This window comes from Pantoea sp. C8B4 (genome assembly GCF_051336905.1).
Classification (GTDB): Bacteria; Pseudomonadota; Gammaproteobacteria; order Enterobacterales; family Enterobacteriaceae; genus Pantoea; species Pantoea rwandensis_B.
This window is the reverse complement of the sequence record NZ_JBGMNK010000007.1, coordinates 136477-154273: the sequence shown is the minus strand read 5'-3', so window position 1 is coordinate 154273 and position 17797 is coordinate 136477. Positions and strand designations below refer to the sequence as shown.

At 54.3% G+C, this 17797-nt stretch carries 14 protein-coding genes; 4 read left to right on the top strand and 10 right to left on the bottom strand.

Annotated features, from left to right (window positions below):
* Positions 1-58 precede the first annotated feature (58 nt).
* Both ACCW76_RS11175 and ACCW76_RS11170 read left to right on the top strand, forming a co-directional pair.
* Positions 59-1396, top strand: a complete 1338-nt coding sequence (locus tag ACCW76_RS11175; RefSeq protein WP_200678481.1) for an MFS transporter — start codon at positions 59-61, stop codon at positions 1394-1396.
* The gene (locus tag ACCW76_RS11170; RefSeq protein WP_436338561.1) at positions 1393-2436 is read left to right on the top strand and encodes a cyclase family protein; all 1044 of its coding nucleotides are present in this window, start codon (positions 1393-1395) and stop codon (positions 2434-2436) included. The genes ACCW76_RS11175 and ACCW76_RS11170 overlap by 4 nt, the downstream gene beginning before the upstream one ends.
* Before the next feature lie 289 nt (positions 2437-2725).
* Here ACCW76_RS11170 and yacL read toward each other — a convergent pair whose 3' ends face one another.
* The 8 genes from yacL to ACCW76_RS11130 all read right to left on the bottom strand — a co-directional run bounded on the left by yacL (position 2726) and on the right by ACCW76_RS11130 (position 12734).
* The gene (gene yacL / locus ACCW76_RS11165) at positions 2726-3088 is read right to left on the bottom strand and encodes a protein YacL (RefSeq protein ID WP_436338560.1); all 363 of its coding nucleotides are present in this window, start codon (positions 3086-3088) and stop codon (positions 2726-2728) included.
* A 112-nt stretch (positions 3089-3200) separates the two neighbouring features.
* Entirely contained in the window at positions 3201-4136 is a 936-nt protein-coding gene (locus tag ACCW76_RS11160; RefSeq protein WP_436338559.1) for a Csu type fimbrial protein, read from the bottom strand.
* Entirely contained in the window at positions 4133-6493 is a 2361-nt protein-coding gene (locus tag ACCW76_RS11155) for a fimbria/pilus outer membrane usher protein (RefSeq protein WP_436338558.1), read from the bottom strand. The genes ACCW76_RS11160 and ACCW76_RS11155 overlap by 4 nt, the downstream gene beginning before the upstream one ends.
* A complete protein-coding gene (locus ACCW76_RS11150; RefSeq protein ID WP_436338557.1) occupies positions 6490-7254 on the bottom strand; it encodes a fimbrial biogenesis chaperone in 765 nt (254 codons plus the stop codon). The genes ACCW76_RS11155 and ACCW76_RS11150 overlap by 4 nt, the downstream gene beginning before the upstream one ends.
* Positions 7255-7256: 2 nt before the next feature.
* Positions 7257-7772 carry a Csu type fimbrial protein gene (locus ACCW76_RS11145; RefSeq protein WP_436338556.1) on the bottom strand — a complete coding sequence of 172 codons (516 nt, stop codon included), beginning with the start codon at positions 7770-7772 and terminating at the stop codon, positions 7257-7259.
* A 7-nt stretch (positions 7773-7779) separates the two neighbouring features.
* Complete coding sequence (locus tag ACCW76_RS11140) at positions 7780-8322, bottom strand: Csu type fimbrial protein (RefSeq protein WP_436338555.1); 543 nt, start codon at positions 8320-8322, stop codon at positions 7780-7782.
* A gap of 581 nt (positions 8323-8903) precedes the next feature.
* Positions 8904-11501 (bottom strand): bifunctional aconitate hydratase 2/2-methylisocitrate dehydratase, encoded by a 2598-nt coding sequence (gene acnB, locus ACCW76_RS11135; protein ID WP_200678483.1) that lies wholly within the window; start codon positions 11499-11501, stop codon positions 8904-8906.
* Positions 11502-11738: 237 nt separating this feature from the next.
* The gene (locus tag ACCW76_RS11130; protein ID WP_436338554.1) at positions 11739-12734 is read right to left on the bottom strand and encodes an aldo/keto reductase; all 996 of its coding nucleotides are present in this window, start codon (positions 12732-12734) and stop codon (positions 11739-11741) included.
* A 98-nt stretch (positions 12735-12832) separates the two neighbouring features.
* Here ACCW76_RS11130 and ACCW76_RS11125 point away from each other — a divergent pair, with 98 nt between their 5' ends.
* Complete coding sequence (locus ACCW76_RS11125) at positions 12833-13732, top strand: LysR family transcriptional regulator (RefSeq protein ID WP_436338553.1); 900 nt, start codon at positions 12833-12835, stop codon at positions 13730-13732.
* A 281-nt stretch (positions 13733-14013) separates the two neighbouring features.
* The gene (locus tag ACCW76_RS11120; RefSeq protein WP_436338552.1) at positions 14014-14160 is read left to right on the top strand and encodes a Hok/Gef family protein; all 147 of its coding nucleotides are present in this window, start codon (positions 14014-14016) and stop codon (positions 14158-14160) included.
* A gap of 145 nt (positions 14161-14305) precedes the next feature.
* Here the strand turns inward: ACCW76_RS11120 and lpdA are convergent, their stop codons facing one another.
* The gene (gene lpdA / locus ACCW76_RS11115) at positions 14306-15730 is read right to left on the bottom strand and encodes a dihydrolipoyl dehydrogenase (protein ID WP_038650261.1); all 1425 of its coding nucleotides are present in this window, start codon (positions 15728-15730) and stop codon (positions 14306-14308) included.
* Between the two features lie 175 nt (positions 15731-15905).
* Positions 15906-17792, bottom strand: a complete 1887-nt coding sequence (gene aceF / locus ACCW76_RS11110; RefSeq protein WP_436338551.1) for a pyruvate dehydrogenase complex dihydrolipoyllysine-residue acetyltransferase — start codon at positions 17790-17792, stop codon at positions 15906-15908.
* Positions 17793-17797: the final 5 nt, after the last annotated feature.

The following is a 17797-nucleotide window of genomic DNA, read 5'->3' as shown; positions in this document are numbered from 1 at the left end:
CCGCATCGTCCTGATGCGGCGTTTCCCCTACAGAAAATAAAAAATAATTGGAGGCGACATGTCGCTGAATTCCAATGGATCACCTGCTGCAATTCAGGCAAGTAAAGCGAAAGGGAAATTTCGTTTCGTCATTCTCACGGTGCTGTCAGTCGGCATCGCCATCAACTACATCGATCGCGCCGCCATGAGTGTCGCCATGCCGTTTATGAGCCAGGAGTTGCACTTCTCGCCCACAGACAGCGGCCTATTGCTCTCGGCGTTTTTCTGGAGCTATGTGCTGTTCCAGCTGCCCGGCGGCTGGCTGGTCGATAAACTCGGTCCACGCATCACTTTTGCCGTCAGCAGCCTTGGCTGGGGTTTAGCCACCGCCGCCTGTGGCCTGGCCAGTTCTATTGCCGCACTGGTGGGCTTCCGCTTTGTGCTCGGCGCGGTAGAAGCCCCCAGTTATCCCGCCAGTTCTTCAACGGTAACACGCTGGTTCCCACGTCAGGAGCGCAGCTTCGCGGCGGCCACTTTCAACAACGGCAGTAAAATCGGCGGCACGCTGGCGATTCCGATTATCTCCTTCCTGATTGCGCTGGTCGGCTGGCGTATGACTTTCGTCATCTCCGGCGTGGTGGCGGTAGTGTGGGCGCTGGCGTGGTATTTGTGGTATCGCGATCCACGCGATCACAAAACGGTGACGCGTGAGGAAGTGGAGTTCATTGAGGCCAACCAGGATCCACAAACCGGCGATCCAATGAGCGTGCGCCAGTTGTTGGGCCAACGTGCCGTACAGGCGATGATGGCTGGCTTCTTCTGCATTAACTTCGTTTCTTACTTCTTCTTTACCTGGTTCCCAACCTATCTGGTGGAAACCTTTCACTTGTCACTGATGAAATTCGGCCTGCTAGGCATGCTGCCTGGACTGGCGGCGATTGTGGGCGGCTGGTGTGGCGGGTTGCTGTCCGATTCACTGGTGCGTCGCGGTTACTCGCTGAGCGTGGCGCGCAAGATCCCGCTGGTCGGCGGCATGCTCGGTAGCGCCACCATCGGTCTCGCGGCGTTTTCCCCCACTGTTGGCCTGGCGCTGGCAGCACTCTGCTTTGCCAACTTCGCCGCCACCTTTGCGTCTGCCGCGCTGTGGGCGCTGCCGTCAGATGTCGCGCCAAACCGCGCTAACGTTGCCACCATCGGCGGTATCCAGAACATGGCGGCCAATCTGGCCGGGATTATTTCGCCTATCCTGATCGGGGTGATCATGCAATACACGCACTCCTTTGTGATCCCACTGGAGATCGCCGGGGTGATCGGTGTTGTGGGGGCGTTGATTTACGCCTTCTGGCTGCCGCGTGTGCAGCCGATGGGCACCGAATCTGCCGCAGCACTGGAAGGCAACTTAAGGAGAGAAGTATGAATGCTCGCTGGAAGCAACGCCCGGCACAGTCGACCTGGGGGGATTTTGGTCCCGACGATCAGCTCGGTCGATTGAATCTTTTAACCGCGCAAAAGGTGCTGGAAGGCGTAGCCGAGGTAAAAACCGGGCAAACTTTCTGCCTGAGTTTACCGCTCGATCTACCGGGCGGCACGGCGATGAATCCACGTCGGCCGCCGCCTCAGCTCAATGCGACACGCCGTGGCGAACATGCCAATATGACCTATCCGCTGTCGCGTGATAACCCGCTGCTCACCGATGTGATCTGTGATGATACCGTGACGCTGGCACTGCAATATTCGACGCAGTGGGACAGCCTGGCACACATGGGGCAGTGGTTCGACGTCAACGGCAACGGCGAACCAGAGATGGTGTTTTACAACGGCTATAAAGCCAATGTGGATATCGTTGGGGAAACTGATTATCGCGGCGGTTGCGGCTGCGATCACGGCAGCCATTTGGGCGCGAAGAAACTCGGCATCGAAAATGTGGCGCAGCACGGCATGCAAGGCCGCGCCGTGATGATTGATATTAAACGTCACTTCGGCACCGAGCGGTTCGCCTTTGGTTATCAGCATCTGCAGCAAATTTTACAGGCAGATGGCATCGAGGTGCGCCAGGGCGACATGGTGTGTTTCCGCACCGGCATGGATGAAGCGATTCTGGCGATGCAGGGCGAGCCGGATATGACGTTTTTGAACAGCCACTTTGCGGGTCTGGATGGCAGTGATGAGCAGCTGCGCAACTGGATCGTCGAGAGCGGCGTAGTGGCGCTGATTGCCGATAATCCGGCGGTGGAAATTTTACCGGCACGCCCAATGAACGATGATTTTTATCCGTCGCATCCACTGCATGATTTATGTCTGTTCAGATTGGGGGTGTATCTCGGCGAGCTGATGTTACTCAGTCCGCTGGCGGATTGGCTGGCGCAGCACCAGCGCCATGCGTTTCTGCTCACCGCCCCACCTTTGCGTTTACCGGGCGCGGTGGGGTCGCCCGCCACGCCGGTGGCGACGGTTTAGGTTGTGTGCAGAGTTGTGGCAGATCGCTCCAAATAAAGCGATGATCAACCCAACAGGACAGAGAAGCCTCGCCCGAAGGGCAAAGCGTCCGCCACATGGATGTGGCGGTCGATCAGCATGGATGCGTGATTCCTTTGCGATCGGGCGGGGATTTTCTGGACCGAGCACCAAGCCCGGCCGCAAAAAAACAGCAACACAATTTACCAAGTGCGCATAAATGCGCACCCGACGAAAACAATGCCAGGCTTGGCGTCACAGACTTTGACTACGACATGTACGTGTATCCAACTTACTTACCGGCGAGAAACTGCCGATAAGCCGCAATCACCGCCAGAAAATCTTCCACACCGCAAAACGACAGGCTCTCTTCGTCGTAATAGGCCATGCCCTCTTCCATGCCATCATCTTCCAGCGCCAGTTGGTTGGCACGGATCATCACCTCTTCTTCATCCAGCCAGATGGTGTACTCATGTCCGACACGCTGCCACTGATTGATGGTGCCCTTCACTTCCCGCGCTGCCGCTTCCACTTCATCCAGCAGGGCCAGGTTTTCGCTGACCTCTTCATTGAACCAGTGCCCCACCGCTTCGTGGTCCATCGACATACGTACTTTGACCTGCCCGGTCAAATCACGCAGAAATTCATACTCCATGGGTTTGCCTCGTGTAGCTAATGGCGCGACGTGCAGCACCGGTTAGGTGCATTTTGTGCGTAGCGCGCTGAATAAAGTGGGATCGCGCTCGCATTATGCCAGAAGCTGCCGCTCAATAGGTGACGGTAACCGTCACGGTATCACTGTAGCTCCCGGCAGGCTGATTGGTTTGGTCGGGATTGACTCTGGCGGAGTAGTTAATGCTTTGCGCGGCGCCGGTGCCGGTTTCACTCAGGTCATTGCCGGGCGTCCATGCCGTACCATCAGCCTGATATAACTGATATTGCAGCAGAGAAGATCCATTGCTCATTTGTCGCCAATCGCCACTGGTGGCGTTACTGCTGGCAAGGTTAACGCTGTACGCCGCATTCAGCGTGCAGCGAATGGCCAGCGCAGATGAAGCCGTGCTAAAACTGGCGGGCAATGAAGCGCTACCAAAGTCCAGATCGGGCGCGCTGTCGATGGCACAATCATTGGTCACCTCAAACTGGATTTGGATGGTTGAGGTGGCCGTGCCGGTGGTATAGGCGCATATTCCGAGAACACCGACAAAACAAATACTGTAACTCCAGTTCAGCGTGATGGTGTCGGTATAGGTTCCCGCAGGCACATTAACGCCTGCGGTGCTTTTCAAATACAGCGGCAGTGAGCCATCGCTGGCATTAAACAACCCCAGCAGACCCAGCAGTGAGGTTGAGCTCCAGGTTTTACTGCTGCCGATGCTGTAGGTGGTGCTGCACGCGCTGTCACCGCAAATCGTATAAGGGATATAACTGCCGGTGCTGCTGTTGTAAGCCTGTGGCGAAGTGCCGGATGTATTGGCTGAGCTGCTGATGGTGCCCGTCACGGTATTGGTGCTCAGCAGGGATAGAGCGCTGCCCGAACACGTGAAGCCGGTACCGGTTTCAACCACCTGTGCGGTGCTGGCTAACGTAAAAGAGCTGACGCTGCCAAAGTCTGTACTGCTTGAGCTGGCTGTACAGGCCGCCCAGAGCGATCCGCTCCAACCGGACAGTAAGACAATCAGCGCCACTAGCACCCTTTTCATTGATGTTCCTCCTGATTTTTAGCCATGGCGCACACCAGTGGCCCTGCGCGAAATTGTTCGCTGTTAATCGTTAACGCATGTCGGCACTGTCCCGCCGGCAACGACACGCTGATTTCACTGTGCTCAGGCACATCGTCAAACCACGCCTGGCCGCCATATCCCATTTGGGTGGTTTGCCCACTGTGCACTTCCGTCACCAGCGTTCCCGGCGGTAAAGGGTGATGTTGCGCATCCACCAGCGTCAGCAATAGCGGTCGGGTCTTGCGCAGCGGAAAATTCACCAGCGCACCGCTCGCTTCACGCACCGATATGCGTTGTTCGACCTGTGGCGTATTAACATCCGTAGGCAAATTCAGCGGATCGATGGTCAGTTTGGCGGGATACCACGCGCTGACCCACGGCACCAGGATATGGCCCCGGCTGTCGGTGTTACCCAGCAGTTGGTTTTCATAGCGAACCGGCACACCGCTGTAGCCGGAAGTGCTGACCACGATAAAAGCATCATTAATTTTGCTGGTGGCAAACAGCGCGTTGTCCATCCACACGAAGGCACCGCTGGCATCAAACCATTGCGTACGATCGCCCGAGGTTCCGTACATGCCGCCGCTTAACACCGAGTAGCGGTTTTTCCAGGTAACATCCGCCTGACGATAGCCGTCGTTGTTTTGTGATGCCGCCAGATTCCAGCCAATGCCACCTGCCGCCGGTGCTGCACGACTGTAACTCAGGGTTTGTGCACTCTCGCCGTTGCTATCACGCTGGTTGGAGAGTGAAATCGAGCCCGCCTGATCAAACGGAATGAGTAATTGGATTTGCGCCGCCATACCGTGTTCGCCAAGGGTTTTATTCAGAGCCACGTGCACGCTGCTATTGCCCCATAGGCCACGGCTCCAGGATAAATTGGCTAAGCGAGTGCGCGTGCTGTCATGGGCGGTGATATCGAAATAACCAAGGCCAAAGGTGCCCGCCCAGCGACCAAAAGGTGCAACACTGAGCGTGGCTTGCTCGGCCCGGCGGCTAAGGCTCGCGCTGGTGTGATAAACCGACAGATCGCTGAAACTCGCAGTACGCTGAACGTGGCTCAGGCTGAGACTAAAGCGCGGGGCGTACCACGAATAGCCGGCAGAGTATTGCTGTCCACCTTGACCGGCCTGAGACTGGCTGGCACTCAACGAAAGCGTGCCCAAACGCGCCACCGCCATATCCACGCCCGCGCCCATCCGCGTCAGCCCTTCACGACCTTCACCCTGTAACGCCAAAGTCAGATGATCATTCACGCCATAGCGATAAAATCCACTGACGGCGGCGGCATCGTAATCGGCACTGCGAATGCCATAGTTTTGCCGCAATGCGCCTGCGCTAAAGTCAAAATCGCTCAATCCACTGCGCAGCAATTGGTTAGATACGTAAAAGGGAATGCTGGTTTCAACCTGCCGCCCCAGTGCATCGGTGGTGACAACGGTCGCTTCCCCCGCACCGTTGATATAAGGGGTACTGGTCAACGTCCAGGGGCCAGCATCGAGACGGTTGCTACTGGTTTTGTAGCCGTTGATAAACACATCAACACTGCCAGGTACCGCGGCGGTGCCTGACCAGTTGAGCATCGGATAGGTCACTAAATCGGGTCGGACGGCAAAACTGCGGCTGATACGCAGCCCGCCTAATCGCACCGAATTGCTCCAGCTGAGTGAGTTGCTGATGACGTCTCCCAGTTGAAAACTCACCATGCGATCAACATCGCTGTATTTCCAGGTGGTGTCATAACGTAGATAGCCCGCGCGGCTGTCGCTATCTGCCTCTCCCTGCCAATACTGCCGCCAGGTGCCCGTATTCGACAGGTAACCTGAGGTAGAGAAAAAACGTTGTTCCAGCCAAACCGCACTATAGCTGCTGTCATCAGCGCTTTTCACGTTGTAGGCATCGTAGTTCAACAACATGCCGGGTGAGCTGATGGCCTGATACGCCGTTTGCGGCCTGTCACTCAGCGTTTGCTCTGGCAGCCAACTGTCGGGCACCTGCAGCTGTAATACCTGGTGCACACTGTCATAACTGACACGGACCTGCGGCAACACGCTAACATCCTGCACACCCCTTGCCGTAGGCGGCAATTGCACGTTATTACGCCGTAGCACCACTACATCCAGCAGATAATGTGCGTTATGCACCGTGACGGGCACGACGTTGCCATCATTACGGCCATTGACACTCAGTGTGAGCCACAGGGTGTAATCGTTTTGCTCACTCTGCAGTGCGCGCGGTGGGGGCAATCCGTCATACACTTCGGCATGAGCGTCCACGATGCCGCACAACAACAAGCCGGGTATCAAAGCCAGCCTGCGCGCACATGCTGCATTCATGGTGAGATCGCAACCACGGGGCCGTTATCAGTGAGATGGGTAAACAGCGTGCTGCCGATGGGCATCGTGTTTCCCGTTGGCAGGGGGAATTGCATGCTTTGTCCGGCCAGCACATAACCCAAGAATCCTTTTGCCACGATCAATGACGCTTTACTGACGTCCGCTTCCCGACCCCAGAACACCTCACTCAAGCGCGCATGGACCTTGCCTGCATTACGAATGCGCAGCAGCGTTTTCCCCTGCTCCGTCACCAACTGCCAGCTCAGTTGTGGTTGACTGGCGGTGGCGGGATCGCGCCGTACATCGCTGCGTGGCTGAGTCCATATCCCTTTGCTATCAAGGAACAGCGGCAGCACATAACGCATCTGCAATCGCAATCCGGCGCTGTTTTTGACCGCAGGCACGTTCGCATTGGGTATCTCATCCAGGATGATGCGATAGGCCTGTTCACCCTGATCTGGTGGTGCCGCAGTCCGGATCAGCCGCACCAGTTGGCGCTGCTGCGGCGGAATGGTGGTAAAGGGAGGACTGGCAACCACTTCCCCCTGGTCAGCATATCGGTCGCGATACGCCTGCTGCTGCCAGGCTAAAATACGGATCTGCAAGCGCACTGGCTGGCTGCCACGGTTCTCTAACCACAAGGCACTGCCGTGCTGGTCGGCTTCTATCACCTGGAATATCGGCCAGACCAACACCGAACTGGCGGCATGCAACATCGAGCTCTGCAAAGCAAGCAGAGTAATCAGGAGCCATTTTTTCATCTTCAATAGGTCAGAGTGACCGTTACGGTATCGCTATAAGTGCCAGAAGTGGGTAAGCCAGCCGTGGCAAACAAGCGTCCATAAACAGTATAAGTTTGAGTACTATCGGGAAATGACGACACGCTGTAAGCCAGGGAATCACTGCCCCATACCCTGCTGTGCGCCGCATCCTGATAGAGCTGATACGCCAGTGTTGCGCTGCCGTTACTCAGGTATCGCGAACCGGAACTTCCGCCATTTTCACCGTAGTCCAGTGCGAGAGTGATGGCGGTTCCCGGCGTGCAGGTCACCACAATCGACCCCGCACCACTGCTGCTCGCCACATCGACATTGCTGCTGATTGCAGACATCGTGCCAAAATCCAGCGTGCCGAAATCGGTGGTGCTACTGCTGCCCGAAGTGCCAAACGCACAACCGCTGGTTATCTCGGCAGTCACCTGAAAACTGTCAGTGGTGCTGCTGGCGAAACTGGGTAATGCACTCAGCAACCACCCTGCGGCGATAAGGTAGCGCACCATGGCGCGATTACCAGGCGAGTGTCGCCGTCACGGTATCAACATAAGTGCCTGAGGTCGGCGCCGTGGTGCTTTGGTCAGAAGGTAAAATGCGACCGTAAATCGGCACATCCTGTGCGGTTCCGTCAGCAGAGAGTGACACGCTGCCATTCACGGCAATTTCCGTGCTGCGAGATGAGTCAGAATAGAGTCGATAAGGGATTAAGGTGGTACCGGAAGCCATGTTGCGCAGCGTACTGCTGCCGTTTAATCCGCCGTCTAACGTTAGCGTAGGGGATAATCCGCTGGTGCAGGTGACCGTGACACTGCTGCTGCCATCCGATCCCAACACGCTGCCATCAATGATATTGGCAAGATCGGCATAGGTACCGAAATTAATCGAACCCCAATCATTGGTGGTGCCACTGGAATCATTGTTCCCGACAGTGCAGCCATCGCTGATGACCACCTGAATGCCCACTTGCCCGGTCAATGTGCCTGCCGCTTGCACAGTTAAAGGTGAACTACAGATAACAGCTATCGATAAAGCACAGAATGCGGATTTGAATTCCATTTTTCCCCCACACAATTGCATTGGATAGATTGAGGTAGCGATATCTGGAAATGATTAAACACTTTTACACTGTGATGCATTCCACTGCGTACACCCTTTGAACAAGTGTTAAGTATTTATCAATGAACATCGCAAATTAAGTGCACCCAGTTATTTCTTAAGCGAAGCGCCAGATGTCACTTTTTTTAAACATAACTGGATGGGATAAATTTGGGAAGGACCGAATTCAGAATAATCCGAATACAAGCCAACTCGCTGAATTTGCGTTAAGTACTGGCATTAGTGCTGACTTAAATCCATTTTAAGTAGCATATTGCTTGGTTATTTCGTTATGAAAAAATTAAAGCTCACACGATGTTAATACCGACATTTACGATTTACTCACATAATACTGCGCAAATAGTGTTAACACATCGCGATAATTAAATTTTAAACATAAAATCGAGGAGGGTTAAAAATAAAATAATTGATGACCATCACTTATTATTTTTAAAAAATGACAATGTGATTTATTTGATCTATTACTCAGCACAAAAAAAAGGGGACGATTCGCATCGTCCCCTCTTCATCCTTCGCGCCGATTAAACAGCGGTCTGGAAGATCACGCCGTCAGCTTTCTCGGTGTACTGACCCAGTTGGTCAAAGTTGAGATAGCGGTAAGTATCTGCCGCCGTCTTATCAACCTGAACCATAAACTGCTGATACTCATCTGGCGTTGGCAATTTACCCAGCAGGGATGCTACCGCAGCCAATTCAGCCGAAGCCAGGAACACGTTCGCGCCAGTACCCAGACGGTTCGGGAAGTTACGGGTTGACGTGGAAACCACTGTCGCACCGTCTTTCACACGCGCCTGGTTACCCATGCAAAGTGAACAGCCTGGGATTTCGATACGCGCACCACTCTTACCGAAGACGCTGTAGTAGCCCTCTTCCGTCAGCTGTGCGGCATCCATCTTGGTTGGTGGTGCAACCCACAGACGGGTTGGCAGCTGGCCTTTGTGCGCATCCAGCAGTTTACCGGCTGCACGGAAGTGACCGATGTTGGTCATGCAAGAGCCGATGAACACTTCATCGATTTTCTCGCCCTGCACATCAGACAGCCAGCGCGCATCATCCGGATCGTTTGGTGCACACAGAATTGGCTCTTTGATCTCCGCCAGATCGATGTCGATCACCGCGGCGTACTCTGCATCCGCATCGCCTTCCAGCAGTTGCGGATCCGCCAGCCATTTCTGCATGCCTTCAACGCGGCGCTCCAGCGTACGACGATCGCCGTAACCTTCGGAGATCATCCACTTCAGCAGCACGATGTTTGAGTTGAGGTACTCAATGATCGGCTCTTTATCCAGCTTGATGGTACAGCCCGCCGCAGAACGCTCAGCAGATGCATCGGTCAGCTCAAACGCCTGCTCCACTTTCAGTTTCGGCAGACCTTCGATTTCCAGCACGCGGCCAGAGAAGATGTTTTTCTTCCCTTTCTTCTCAACGGTCAGCAGGCCGGCTTTGATCGCGTATAGCGGAATCGCATGCACCAGATCACGCAAGGTGATGCCCGGCTGCATTTCGCCTTTGAAGCGCACCAGCACTGACTCAGGCATATCCAGTGGCATCACGCCGGTCGCAGCAGCAAACGCCACCAGACCAGAACCTGCCGGGAAGGAGATACCGATTGGGAAACGGGTGTGTGAATCGCCGCCGGTACCCACGGTATCTGGCAGCAGCATGCGGTTCAGCCAGCTGTGGATAACGCCGTCACCCGGACGCAGTGAAACACCGCCACGGTTCATGATGAAGTCTGGCAGAGTGTGGTGCGTGGTCACGTCAACCGGCTTAGGATAGGCCGCAGTGTGACAGAATGACTGCATCACCAAATCGGATGAGAAGCCCAAGCACGCCAGGTCTTTCAGTTCATCACGGGTCATTGGACCGGTGGTGTCCTGAGAACCCACAGAAGTCATTTTAGGTTCACAGTAGGCACCCGGACGGATACCTTCAACGCCACAGGCACGGCCAACCATTTTCTGCGCCAGTGAATAACCACGGGTGCTGGCAGCCACATCTTTCGCCTGTACAAACACATCGCTGTGCGGCAGACCGAGAGATTCGCGTGCTTTGGTGGTCAGGCCACGACCAATGATCAGTGGAATACGACCACCGGCACGGACTTCATCCAGCAGCACTTCGGTTTTCAGCTCGAAGGTCGCCAGCAGTTCGTCGGTTTCGTGATTGCGCACTTCGCCTTTGTAAGGGTAAACGTCGATGACGTCGCCCATTTCCAGACGGTCAACGTCGACTTCAATTGGCAGCGCGCCCGCATCTTCCATGGTGTTGAAGAAGATCGGTGCGATTTTACCGCCGAGGCACAGACCGCCGCCTTTTTTGTTTGGCACGTACGGAATGTCATCGCCCATGAACCACAAGACCGAGTTGGTGGCGGATTTACGGGAAGAACCTGTACCCACAACATCACCGACGTAGGTCAGTGGGAAGCCTTTTTTCTGCAGTGCTTCGATCTGTTTGATCGGCCCAATGTTACCGGCATCGTCGGGTTCGATACCATCACGTGGGTTTTTCAACATCGCCAGTGCGTGCAGTGGAATATCCGGGCGTGACCATGCATCCGGTGCCGGAGAGAGGTCATCGGTGTTGGTTTCGCCGGTCACTTTAAACACGGTGGTGGTGATTTTTTCTGCCAGCTTAGGACGCTTCAGGAACCACTCTGCATCGGCCCAGGACTGGATAATTTTTTTCGCGTGGGGGTTACCCGCTTTCGCTTTCTCTTCGACATCGTAGAAGTTATCGAACATCAGCAGCGTGTGGGACAGGGCTTCAGCGGCAATCGGAGCCAGTGCTTCATCGTCAAGCGCTTCAATCAGGGCATGGATGTTGTAGCCACCCTGCATGGTGCCCAGCAGTTCAACTGCCTTTTCGCGAGTAACCAGAGGAGAGAGGGCTTCGCCCTTCGTGACAGCTGCCAGGAAACCAGCTTTTACATAAGCCGCTTCATCAACACCTGGGGGTACACGGTTGACCAATAGATCGGTCAGGAATTCTTCTTCACCCGCTGGCGGGTTTTTCAGCAGTTCAACCAGCGCGGCCATTTGGGAAGCATCTAACGGCTTAGGTACGATTCCCTGGGCAGCACGCTCGGCAACGTGCTTACGGTATTCTTCTAGCACGACGTTCTCCTCGCTCTCATTGTATAGCTTTCCGGTACACCCCTTGAGCTGTCAAACAGTAGGGTGAGGTGCCCGGTTCCGCGTCGGCCAGCATAGCAGCATTTCGGCTGATTGTTAATCTGTTTACAAAAAAGCAACATCCGTGCGTTATTTAGCAGATTTATCTGGAGATTGAGCGCGATCACACAAAAAAGCAGGCCACCTGAGCCCGCTTTTTTGTGTTTTAAGAGCTAGAAATTAGCGATCGACCAGGGTGAACTCGCTTTCGTTGTAGCGCTCACCTTGAATGTTTTCTGGATTGAACAGCGTATCCAGGGCCTGAATATCTGCCGAATGAATGGTGAGAGCAGCCGCAGCACAGTTTTGTTCCAGATTGGCAATTTTACTGGCACCAGGGATCGGCACAATATCCTCACCTTTCGCCAGCACCCATGCCAGCGCCAGTTGTGCTGCCGTCGCATCATAACCTGCAGCCATCTCTGAGAGCTGATTCACTAACTTCTGGTTATGCGCCTGTGCGTCCTGCTGGAAACGCGGCAGGGAGCGACGAAAATCATCGTCCGCCAGCGTGGCCGCCGCCGGGAATTTGCCGGTGAGGAAACCTCGGCCTAACGGACTGTAAGGGACAAATCCGATATTCAGCTCACGGCAGGTCGCAAGAAGCTCTTGCTCTGGATCGCGCGTCCACAGCGAGTATTCACTCTGCAGGGCGGAGATCGGATGCACCGCCTGCGCGCGGCGTAAAGTGGCGGATGAGACTTCGGATAAGCCGAGATACTTCACCTTCCCTTCACGCACCAGATCCGCCATCACGCCTACCACATCCTCTATCGGCACGGCCGGATCAAGACGATGCTGATACAGCAATTCAATGGTTTCGACACCGAGTCGCTGGAGTGAACCTTCCACGGCGCGGCGGATATGCGCCGGTTCGCTATTGGCACCGGTAATACGCTCCCAGCCCTCACCATGATCGGTGATGCGGAAACCAAACTTGGTGGCGACCTTGATATCACTGCGGCCTTTGATTGCTTTAGCCAGCAACGTTTCATTGGTGAAGGGGCCATAAACTTCAGCGGTATCGAGGAAATTGACACCGAGATCAAACGCACGTGCCAGCGTATTCAACGCCTGCTTCTCATCATTCTGACCATAGGCAAAGCTCATGCCCATGCAGCCTAATCCTAACGCTGAAACCTGTAATCCCTGACTGCCTAATTGACGCTGTTGCATTGATTTATCCTCTTCGCTTACGGTGTTAATGTTATAAGCCTCAGCAATCGCAGCAACAATTGCGCGATTTTCGTTGATTTAGTGAATGGAATTCAGCAATGAACAACTATCGTGCATCAATGCAGGAACTGGAGATGTTTGCCGCTATCGCGCAGCATCTGAGTTTTCGCAAAGCCGCCGAGGAGCGTAACGTGACGCCCTCCAGCCTGAGCCACGCCATGCGCAATTTTGAAGCGCGTTTAGGAGTACGGCTGCTACATCGCACCACGCGCAAGGTGGCACTGACCGAAGCCGGCGAGCGATTTTTGCTGCGCATCCAGCCTGCATTGGCCGATCTTTCACAAGCGGTGGATGAACTGAATGACTGGCGTAGCGATCCTCGTGGTGTGTTGCGCATCAGCATGCCGCGTTCCGCGGAGGCGCTGTTTTTTCAATCCCTGATACTGCCGTTTGTGCAACGCTACCCGGAGATTACGCTAGAGCTCGACAGCAATGACGCACTGGTCGATATCGTTGAGAGCGGTTTTGATGCGGGCGTGCGCTATGGCGATGTGCTGGCGCAGGATATGATCGCCGTGCCCTTTGGCAAGCCGATGCGGGCACTGGCGGTGGCCAGCCCGGCTTTTCTTGCGCAACATGGCGTTCCGCAGTTCCCGGCAGAGCTATTGCAGTTTCCCTGCATTGAAAGACGCTTTCCCAGCGGACGTCGTTATCGTTGGGAATTTTGGCAGGATGGGCGCAAACAGGAAGTGGCGGTAAAAGGCTCATTGGTGCTGGATAATAACGAGCGCATTCTGCAAGCGGCTCGCGCCGGATTAGGCATCGCCTTTTTGCATCAGGATGCCGTCCACACGGCTTTAGCCAAAGGGGAATTAGTTGAAATACTGGCTAATTATACCCAGGTTGAGGAAGGGTTCTGGCTCTATTATCCCAGCAGGAAATACCTTTCCGCACCGCTCAGGCATTTTATTGACTGGATTAAAAATATTGAAAATTAATTAAGGCAACACCTAACACCTTTAACTAAAGGCGAACAATAAAACCGATAAATTTAATTGAAATTAAAGATAATTTAAACGTGAAATAAAAAGGAAATCGCGTAGACTGCCTGCGGGCGCTTGAGGCAATCTGCCTCAAGCATTATCAATTGAGGTGGGTTGTGGAAGGAGAAACTCATGCGGTCAATTTTCATCAACCGCACGAGCAGGCAACTACCCAGATACACATAAGCAATGTTAGGGTAGTTGCTTGCTCATGCTAATGCAAGGAGTAAGTGATTATGAAGTTATCATTCAGCAAGCTGATTATCGGCGGGCTCATGTTATTCGTGTTGTGCCTGGTGAATCGTAATACACTTTGTGAGTTACGATTTAAGATATTCGCTGCTGAATTATCTGCGGTAATGGCTTACGAAGTTAAGCAGTAAAACTTCAATAGCAGGGGTTCGCCCCTGCTATTTCCGGCAGGGCTTATGCGTTAGCTCCAGCGCCTTATTTATCGTTTTAATTAAATAGAACCCGTAATAAAAAACGGCTCCATTAAGGAGCCGTTTCTTTATTTAGCACGAAAAATTATTTCTTTTTCGCTTTCGGGTTTGGCAGGTCAGTGATGCTACCTTCAAACACTTCAGCCGCCAGACCCACTGACTCATGCAAGGTTGGGTGCGCGTGAATGGTCAGTGCGATGTCTTCTGCATCACAGCCCATCTCGATCGCCAGACCGATTTCACCCAGCAGCTCGCCGCCGTTGGTACCGACAATCGCACCACCGATGACACGGTGAGTCTCTTTGTCGAAGATCAGCTTAGTCATGCCGTCTGCGCAGTCAGAAGCGATTGCACGACCAGAAGCGGCCCACGGGAAGGTGGAAACTTCGTAGCTGATGCCTTTCTCTTTGGCTTCTTTCTCGGTCAGACCAACCCAGGCAACTTCTGGCTCGGTATAGGCGATTGAAGGGATCACTTTCGGGTCGAAGTAGTGCTTCAGACCAGAAATCACTTCTGCCGCTACGTGGCCTTCGTGCACACCTTTGTGCGCCAGCATTGGCTGACCGACGATATCGCCGATAGCGAAGATGTGCGGCACGTTGGTACGCAGTTGCTTATCGACGCGGATGAAACCACGGTCGTCCACTTCCACGCCCGCTTTACCGGCATCCAGGCCTTTACCGTTTGGTACGCGGCCGATTGCTACCAGCACTGCGTCATAACGTTGTGCTTCAGCCGGGGCTTTTTTACCTTCCATTGATACGTAGATACCATCGTCTTTCGCTTCAACAGCGGTCACTTTGGTTTCCAGCATCAGATTGAATTTCTTGCTGATACGTTTGGTGAAGACTTTCACCACGTCTTTATCGGCAGCAGGGATAACCTGGTCGAACATCTCAACCACGTCGATCTCTGAACCCAGCGCGTTATACACGGTGGCCATTTCCAGACCGATGATGCCGCCGCCCATAACCAGCAAACGCTTAGGCACTTCTTTCAGTTCCAGCGCGTCTGTAGAGTCCCACACGCGTGGGTCGTTGTGTGGAATGAAAGGCAGTTCGATTGGGCGAGAGCCCGCAGCGATGATCGCGTTATCGAAGTTGATGGTGGTTGCGCCACCCTCACCTTCCACTACCAGGGTGTTCGCGCCGGTAAATTTACCCAGACCGGTAACCACTTTCACTTTACGGCCTTTCGCCATACCGGCCAGACCGCCAGTCAGTTGAGTGATGACCTTCTCTTTCCAGGTACGAATCTTGTTGATGTCCGTTTGCGGCTGGCCAAACACGATGCCGTGCTCTTCCAGTGCTTTGGCTTCTTCGATCACTTTCGCAACATGAAGCAGCGCTTTTGACGGGATACAGCCCACGTTCAGACAAACACCACCGAGGGTGCTGTAACGCTCAACGATTACGGTTTCCAGACCTAAATCAGCGCAACGGAAGGCTGCAGAGTAACCTGCAGGACCTGCCCCAAGTACCACGACTTGAGTTTTAATCTCTGTACTCATCATGACCTCTTATTAGATTGCCGGCGGCCAGACGTAGAGCCTATCCCAGGCTCTGCATGCCCTAAATCCACCGGGACATTTCACCGCAAGAGTTTACAGAATTGTTAATAAACTGCCAACCGCGGCAACTCCGAATGCTTACAACAAGGCCGGCATTTGCCGGCCTTGGTTAACTTCACATCACCAGACGGCGAATGTCGGACAGTGTGTTGTTGATGATGGTGATAAAGCGCGCACCATCAGCACCGTCGATCACGCGGTGGTCGAAGGAGAGTGAGATTGGCATCATCAGACGCGGTTCAAACTCTTTACCGTTCCACACCGGCTCCATCGCAGACTTAGACACACCGAGGATCGCCACTTCTGGCGCATTCACGATAGGTGCGAAGTGCGTGGTGCCCAGGCCACCAAGGCTGGAGATGGTGAAGCAACCGCCCTGCATATCGCCAGCGGTCAGCTTGCCATCACGCGCTTTCTTAGAAATCGCCATCAGCTCACGTGACAGTTCAGTGATGCCTTTCTTGTTCACATCTTTGAACACTGGAACCACCAGACCGTTTGGCGTATCAACCGCCACACCGATGTTGATGTATTTCTTCAGCGTCAGTCGTTGTGCATCTTCAGACAGTGAACTGTTGAAACGCGGCATCTGCTCCAGCGCAGCGGCAACGGCTTTCATGATGAACACCACAGGGGTGAACTTCACATCCAGCTTACGTTTTTCCGCTTCGGCGTTCTGCTGCTTACGGAACGCTTCCAGATCGGTGATATCGGTTTTATCGAAGTGCGTAACGTGCGGAATAACCACCCAGTTACGGCTCAGGTTAGCACCCGAAATTTTCTGGATGCGGCCCAGCTCCACTTCTTCGACTTCACCAAATTTGCTGAAGTCCACTTTCGGCCAAGGCAGCAGACCTGGCAGGCTTCCGCCGCTCGCTGCAGCAGCCGGAGCGGCTTCCGCACGTTTCACCGCATCTTTCACATAAGACTGCACGTCTTCTTTCAGGATGCGCCCTTTGCGGCCAGTGCCTTTGACTTTCGCCAGATTCACACCGAACTCGCGCGCCAGGCGACGGATCACCGGGGTCGCGTGAACGTAAGCGTCGTTCTCAGCAAACTCACCTTTCGCGTCAGCTTTTGCTGCTGGTGCAGCGGCAGGTTTCGCTGCCGCCGGCGCTGGAGCCGCTTCCTGTTTCGCCGCAGGTGCCGCAGCAGCAGGCGCAGCGCCTTCTACTTCGAACACCATGATCAGTGAACCGGTGCTGACTTTATCGCCGGTAGACACTTTCAGCTCTTTCACGGTACCGGCGAATGGCGCAGGCACTTCCATTGACGCTTTGTCGCCTTCAACCACGATCAGTGACTGCTCAGCGGTGACTTTGTCGCCCACTTTGACCAGCACTTCGGTGACTTCAACTTCATCGCCGCCAATGTCTGGCACGTTGACGTCTTTCGCGCCACCCGCAGCAGCATGGGCCGCAGCGGGAGCCGCTTCCTGCTTCGCAGCTGGGGCCGCAGCCGGTGCAGCACCTTCGGCTTCGAAGATCATGATCAGCGAGCCGGTATTCACTTTATCGCCAGTAGCGATTTTGATCTCTTTCACCACGCCCGCGAACGGTGCTGGCACTTCCATAGAAGCCTTATCGCCTTCAACGGTAAGCAGAGATTGTTCAGCTTCAACTTTATCGCCAACTTTCACCAGAATCTCGGTGACTTCAACTTCATCACCGCCGATATCAGGCACGTTCACTTCTTTGCTTACTGCCGCAGCAGCAGGCGCCGGAGCGGCTTCGGCTTTTTTCTCTTCTGCTGCAGGGGCAGCGGCCGCGCCTTCAGCGTCGAAGATCATGATCAGTGAACCGGTATTCACTTTGTCACCGGTCGCGATCTTGATCTCTTTGACGACGCCCGCTTGTGGCGAAGGCACTTCCATTGAGGCTTTATCGCCTTCCACGGTTATCAGCGACTGTTCAGCTTCAACTTTGTCGCCCACCTTCACCAGGATTTCGGTGACTTCAACTTCGTCTGACCCGATATCCGGTACGTTAATTTCGATAGCCATTACTC